At 42.5% G+C, this 6,834-nt stretch carries 3 protein-coding genes; all 3 read right to left on the minus strand.

Annotated elements, in window-relative coordinates; all coding sequences use genetic code 11:
• Window positions 1-424: 424 nt before the first annotated feature.
• The 3 genes from V2H77_RS01440 to V2H77_RS01450 all read right to left on the minus strand — a co-directional run bounded on the left by V2H77_RS01440 (window position 425) and on the right by V2H77_RS01450 (window position 5,352).
• Window positions 425-637 carry a formate dehydrogenase N subunit beta transmembrane domain-containing protein gene (locus tag V2H77_RS01440; protein WP_341497376.1) on the minus strand — a complete coding sequence of 71 codons (213 nt, stop codon included), beginning with the start codon at window positions 635-637 and terminating at the stop codon, window positions 425-427.
• Window positions 638-649: 12 nt separating this feature from the next.
• Window positions 650-3,697: a formate dehydrogenase-N subunit alpha gene (fdnG, locus tag V2H77_RS01445; protein WP_341497377.1), complete on the minus strand. Its 3,048-nt coding sequence runs from the start codon at window positions 3,695-3,697 to the stop codon at window positions 650-652.
• A gap of 314 nt (window positions 3,698-4,011) precedes the next feature.
• The gene (locus V2H77_RS01450) at window positions 4,012-5,352 is read right to left on the minus strand and encodes an MATE family efflux transporter (RefSeq protein WP_049583321.1); all 1,341 of its coding nucleotides are present in this window, start codon (window positions 5,350-5,352) and stop codon (window positions 4,012-4,014) included.
• Between the last annotated feature and the right edge of the window lie 1,482 nt (window positions 5,353-6,834).

Raw genomic sequence — 6,834 nt, forward strand, 5'->3', positions numbered from 1 at the left:
CTTATCACGGCATGTGTTCTGGAGGTGTTCAAGTTCGGCTTTTTGTACATCGGCAATGAAGATATTCATGACGCATACCATGAACCTCATTTGGGCGAAAATCAAGCAGTTTCAATGAGCACGGGTATATACCTAATAGATTTCGAGTTGCAGCGCGGCGGCAAGTGAACGAATCCCCAGGAGCATAGATAACTATGTGACTGGGGTGAGTGAAAGCAGCCAACAAAGCAGCAGCTTGAAAGATGAAGGGTATATATATTTGCAGTGATATTGATCGTAATGTTTAGATATATGATACAAGTATCAACGCAGTCTGTTGCCAGACTGCGTTTCGTTCGATCAATAACTTTCGTTTAAATTTTGGGAAAGACTAAAATATGGCTAAGGATCTGTTTCCTCCTGTTTTGCTTTCTGACGGATTTCTCTATACCAACGAGGATGATGTTTCTTCGCCAAATTCCGTGCTAACTGTGGTGTGTCGAAAATATTCATCAGCCATTTCATCATTTTGTCTGGCATGTTCTTCGTCTTGTTCGCTGGTACGATTTGGACCAATGCCGACATAATGGAAAATATTGACGGCGAACAAGGAATGCGTGGCGGATCGACGAATAATATCTTGAGATTGTATTGCCATGATTCGCTCCGGTTACACCTTTTCTATATTGACCAGAAATGCCTTGTATTCTGGTGTATGCGTGTTGGCATCACCGACGGAAGGGGTGAGCGTATTGGCAAGAAAGCCTTTTTGGGTTGCCCCCGCAAAACCCCAGTGGCAAGGAATACCAATGGTTTCAACTTGCTTGCCGTTAATGGTCAATTGTTGAATTCGCTTGGTGACAACCGCTTTGGCTCTGATAAAACCGCGTTTGGAAGACACTTTTACTTCATCCCCTTGAATAATGCCTTTTTCTGCCGCCAGCTTTTCGCCGATTTCAATAAACTGTTCGGGCTGGATGACGGCATTGAGTTGGGCGTGTTTTGTCCAGTGACGGAACAGCTCCGTGATGGAATAGGTTGTTGCAACATAAGGGAATTCGTTGGCTTTCCCCATATAAGGGGCGTCGGAACTAAAGATCCGCGCCACTGGATTAGAAATAACATTTGGATGAAGCGGATTTGTGTCGATCGGTGATTCAATCGGTTCATAATGTTCAGGGAATGGCCCGTCAGCCATTTTATCGATGGAGAATAGTCGGGCTACCCCTTCTGGTTGCATGATAAACGGTCCGACGTGGGTTCCCGGTTCTGCATTGCTATAGTCAACAACGTCAAAGCCGCGCCATGTATTGCCATCCCATTTAATCAGCTCACGATTTGGGTCCCACGGTTTGCCATGTGGATCAACCGAAGCTCGGTTGTAGAGTACCCGGCGGTTTTGTGGCCATGCCCATGCCCAACCGGGCGTACAGCCCAGACCGGAGGGATCAGCGTTATCACGGCGAGCCATTTGGTTGCCTTGTTCGGTCCAACAACCGCTGTAGATCCAGCAGAAGCTGGAGGTGGAACCATCATCTTTCAGTTGGGAGAAGCTGGAAAGTTGCTGACCTTTTTTCAGAATGATATTGCCGTTTTCGTCTTTAATCTCTGTTAATGCTTTACCATTGGCTTCGCGGGCAATTTCTTCCGGTGTCGGATCTTCAGGATTTTGATAATCCCACGACAGATTCATGATAGGTTCAGCGTAAGCGCCGCCTTCTTCACGATAAAGTTCACGCAGTCGTAGCAGTAATTTGCCCAGAATTTTACCGTCGTGCAGCGCTTCTCCCGGTGGTTGTGCGCCAGCCCAATGCCATTGTAGCCAGCGGCCTGAGTTAGTAATCGATCCATTTTCTTCGGCAAAGCAGGAGGAGGGCAGGCGAAAAACTTCAGTTTGAATATCAGCCGGATTGACATCATTCATCTCGCCGTGGTTCTGCCAGAAATTAGAAGATTCCGTGATCAACGGGTCAATCACCACCAGATATTTTAGTTTGGCTAGTGCTCTACTCGACTTATTTTTATCCGGGAATGCCGCTAATGGATTAAAACCCTGAACGATGTAGCCGTTCATTTTGCCCTGAGTCATTAACTCCGTTTGCGTCATAATATCGTAGATTTTATCCCATTTAGGTAGCCAGTCATAACCCCAATCATTTTCTGCGGTGGCGTGTTCTCCCCAGAAACTTTTTAGCAGGCTGATAAAGAAACGCGGCGTGTTTTTCCAGTAGTTAACCTGATTGGCAACCAGCGCTTTTGGTGTTGTTTGCGCCAGATAGGTTGCCAGGCTCTCCTGTTTCTCATTTGGCAGCGGCAGATAGCCGGGCAGATTCAGTGATAATAAGCCAAGATCACTATAGCCTTGAATATTAGAGTGGCCGCGCAGTGCGTTAACCCCACCGCCTGGCATGCCCACATTACCTAGCAGTAGTTGCACCATTGCAGCGGCGCGGATAATCTGAGCGCCGCCCGTGTGGTGAGTCCAACCCAGTGCGTAGAGAATAGTTGCGGTACGATGGGTTACGGCGGTAGTGGCTAGTTGGGAACAAATATAGAGGAAATCCGCTTCTGATGTACCACACAAGCTGGAAACTTGTTCAGGGGTATAGCGTTCAACGTGATTTTTTAATAGGTTCCAGACGCAGCGTGGATGAGATAGCGTATCATCTCGTTTGGCATACCCCTGTTCATCGGTTTCGTAATGCCATGAGGATTTGTCATAGCTCTTGGCGGCTTGATCAAAGCCGCTGAATAAGCCATCTGCGAACTGATAATCTGCTCGAACAATCAAACAGGCATTGGTGTAAGCCTTAACATATTCAGACTGGATTTTGTTGTTGAGCATTAAATAGCGGATCATACCCAGTAAGAATGCGGTATCTGAACCGGCACGGATCGGAGCATAAAAATCGGCCACAGCAGCACTGCGGTTGAAGCGTGGGTCAACAACGATCACTTGCGCATTGTTTTTAATTTTTGCTTCAATAACCCATTTGAAACCGACTGGGTGCGCTTCAGCGGCGTTTCCACCCATGATCAGGACAATGTTAGCGTTTTTGATATCTACCCAGTTGTTGGTCATGGCGCCTCGGCCAAATGTTGGCCCCAAGGCAGATACCGTTGGGCCGTGACAAAGGCGTGCCTGACTATCGATAGCGATCATGCCCATTGCGCGGGTAAATTTCTGATCGAGAATACCGGTTTCATTACTCGCTGCGGAGGAACAGAGCATACCCGTTGTTAGCCAGCGGTTAACGGTGACATTGTTTTCATTCTTCTCAACAAAGTTGGCGTCACGGTCATCTTTCATCAAACGGGCAATGCGTTCAATCGCTTGATCCCAACTGATACGTTGCCATTGATCAGAACCGGGAGCGCGGTACTCGGGGTATTGGAGACGGTTTTTACTGCGAATATAATCAAGCGCTCCAGCCCCTTTCGGGCACAGAGAACCCCGGCTGACCGGATGATCTGGATCGCCTTCGATATGAAAAATGCTTTTTTTGACGTTTTTCGCACCATCCCCCAGGCTGTACATCAGAATGCCGCAGCCAACGGAACAATAAGTGCAGTTATTACGAATTTCACGCGAGCGCAGTAGTTTGTACTGACGAGTTTCAGCCAGCGCCACAGTTGGAGCAAATCCCAGCGCGGCGACTGTTGTTCCCGCCATACCACCCGCGCAGATCTTGAAGAAAGTTCTTCTGCTAACCTGCATCGGTCTTCTCCTTATTTTTGAATGACGACATTGCTTTACTTCTGATGCAATAACACTTTGATAAATTGTGCGCAATTGATTTCATAGCCCGGCTCGTTCGTCATTCAAAACACTCCTGGGTATCGCGGAGAACCCACTGCATTGATGAGCTGTAAACTACCTGAGGTTATTATTCAATAATAGCACCCGTCAGCTTTTGAGAATTGACTTTCTTTAAATTAACAAGAGGCGCCGATTCGGGTACCTCTTGTTGTGTGGGGGATAACTGGAAGAAACTACTCTGAGGAGACTGGTTGAACAATTATTTTAATCATTCAAATATCGAGTCGTTTAGTTTGCCATTTTTTCGATTTCCAGCGCCAGATGTTAGTAAGCCCACGCAGCCACTCATCGCAGAAGAAACCGATCCAGATACCTAAAATGCCCATTTCCATTTTGATCCCCAAAAAGTACCCCACCGGAATAGCAATACACCACATAAAGAACATGGCCGCATATAGTGGGAAACGCGCATCGCCGGAAGCGCGCAATGCGTTCACCATAACGATATTCGCGGTACGAATCGGCTCCATAAAAACGGACAGCAAGAATAGCGGTAATAACAGTTTGATAATAGCTTCATCTTGCGTCAGAAAATGCAGAATTGGCACTCTGAAAAACCAGAAAGCAGCGACCACTACGATCGTGACGATACAACCAATTTTCAAACTATTAAGGCCACGGATATAAGCATCTTCAAATCGTTTAGCGCCGACCAGATGACCGACCATAATTTCGTTACCGATGCTGATAGAAATGCCAAATAACATCACAAACAATGATAGCTGGAAATAGAGTGTTTGCGCTGCCAATGGAATTTCACCCATTAGCCCAATAAATGCTATGGCCGCCATATATTGCAGTATCCACACGACGTTTTCACCCGCAGCGGGTAAACCGATATATAAGATTTTGCCCAACATACCTTGTGACCAGCGCAGGAAACCTGCCAGCGTAAATTTGATCCGCAGGCCATAACTGAGCAGGCAGAATAATAGGATTACGGCGACAATTCGGCCAAAGACCGTAGACCAGGCGACACCTTCCAGACCATATTTAGGTAATCCGAAGAAACCATATAGGACGATCATATTACCTAGCACTGTCAGCAAGTTAGCAATCAAAGTGACATACATTGCCGCCTTTGATTTCCCATAAACCCGCAGACAAGCAGCCAGAATAATCGAAATGGCTTCGGGGATCAGACAGATACCCAGAATGTGAAGATAGTTAAAGCCATCTTCCATCAGATGTTCCGGCATATTCATGATATGCAAGATTTTATAGCCGAAGAAGACAGTAATCAGCGCACAGCTAAACCCAAGCAAAAAGTTGAATGCAATGGAAATATGGATTGCCTGGCTGGCTTTATCTCGTTTACCTGCGCCAATATATTGTGCAATGACGACCGTGCATCCAACGCTGATAAAGTTGAAGATGGTGATAAACAGATCAAATACCTGATTACCGACAGCCATAGCAGCCAGATAAGAAGTAGAAACATGGCTCACCATATAAGTATTAATTAATAAAGTGGCCAGATGGAGAAGAATATCAATAAAAATCGGCCAGCTTAACGAAAAGAGCGAACGTTCAGTAACATCAGTTTGATGCATTTGAAAAACCTGCTTATTGAAAAAAGTAAATGAATTATTTCTTGAGATGCCGCGTACTCAGGAAATATTTAGGCATTGTACATGGTTTATTTATCCGTTAACAGAGATAAGGTAAAGATAAGAAAAGTGAATTCTGTGATTAAGGGACCGCCAGTACATTTTTTGCGAGAGAGTGAAAATCAATAGGTAAGTAAATAAATTCATTCGTAAATACTTAAGATATTTAAATGAGTATTTGCATTGATAAAGATTTACATTTCAGTGTTAAACATACTTTACACAACTTTTGATTTATTATTGCTGCTTATGGAATGTCAATTATAGGTATCTATATATGATATGCATGTTAATGAATCATTATAGAATTTTATTTAAATATTCTTTATGGTTTTGCATTGATGAATAATCTTGTTGGATTATGGGATGTTTCAAATTTGGTCATTCAGTTTTTTATGATAACTTAAACGGTTTATCAACGAAGTGATAAAAAATTTTTTGTGGTTAAATTTTGCTCTATAATGAGTTTGAAGGAGTCGAAATATAAGGAAATGAAAATATACCATTCAGCGAGGTGATATGATGATCAATAGACTACAACACCAGTTATTTTGGTCCTTTTTAGCGTTAACTTTCTTTTCTGTTTTTTCTACATCTATCCATGCTTGTGTATCGTCCCCGAGTTTTCCTATATGTGCGGCAAAATGTGTTATTTTTTCATCTCATACTGCAACATGTATTATCGGTTCTCAAGCGCCTAATCATTTAACTTCTGATGACTTAACGCCTATTGTCGCTGAAAAAAATAATTAATTGAAAATGGAATTCTATTGATATCCAGTTAGCACAATTATTTTGTTATATATTTTGTTATATGTTTTGTTATATATTGTGTTATACGGAATTCTTCCTCTGTTTTTTCCTATTTTCCGCCCTTTGATAAAGGGCGGGTTTTGGGGGATTTTTTTATTATTTAAAAATAGAGTAAATTGAAAAATATATTTTAGCTATTAAGATTCTATTTTTAATGTCAATTGGCTAAGACTATTTAAATTAATAATATTATGTTATTAATTTAAATAGTCTTAGATTGAGTTTTGAAAAGATTCAAGCATTGATTAAACAGTTTTTTATAGCAATAATGGCTATTTTATGATGGTTAGATTAAAATAATCAATAATCGGTTTCTCTATATTGTATTTAGTAATATGAAAATAGTATTAATCTTGGCATTGTTGTAGTGATTTTTTTCATGGGATAGTTTATACCCTTCATCTTTCAAGCTGCTGTTTTGTTGGCTGCTTTCACTCACCCCAGTCACATAGTCATCTATGCTCTTGGGGATTCGTTCATTTGCCGCCGCGCTGCAACTCGAAATCTATTAGGTATATTGTTTTATTAGGTTATTGTATTAATGGTTTGTCTAATTAATGGAGCTTAATTGCATTGTTATATCTATTTGTTAAATCTTTTTTTTATTTTTAT

This window comes from Photorhabdus sp. P32, assembly GCF_038085095.1.
In the GTDB taxonomy this organism is placed as follows: domain Bacteria; phylum Pseudomonadota; class Gammaproteobacteria; order Enterobacterales; family Enterobacteriaceae; genus Photorhabdus; species Photorhabdus luminescens.

Bases quoted from the DNA above. Each gene is read 5' to 3' on its own strand.
- fdnG (WP_341497377.1), bottom strand. From the start codon at position 3,697: ATGCAGGTTAGCAGAAGAACTTTCTTCAAGATCTGCGCGGGTGGTATG.
- V2H77_RS01440 (WP_341497376.1), bottom strand. From the start codon at position 637: ATGGCAATACAATCTCAAGATATTATTCGTCGATCCGCCACGCATTCC.
- V2H77_RS01450 (WP_049583321.1), bottom strand. From the start codon at position 5,352: ATGCATCAAACTGATGTTACTGAACGTTCGCTCTTTTCGTTAAGCTGG.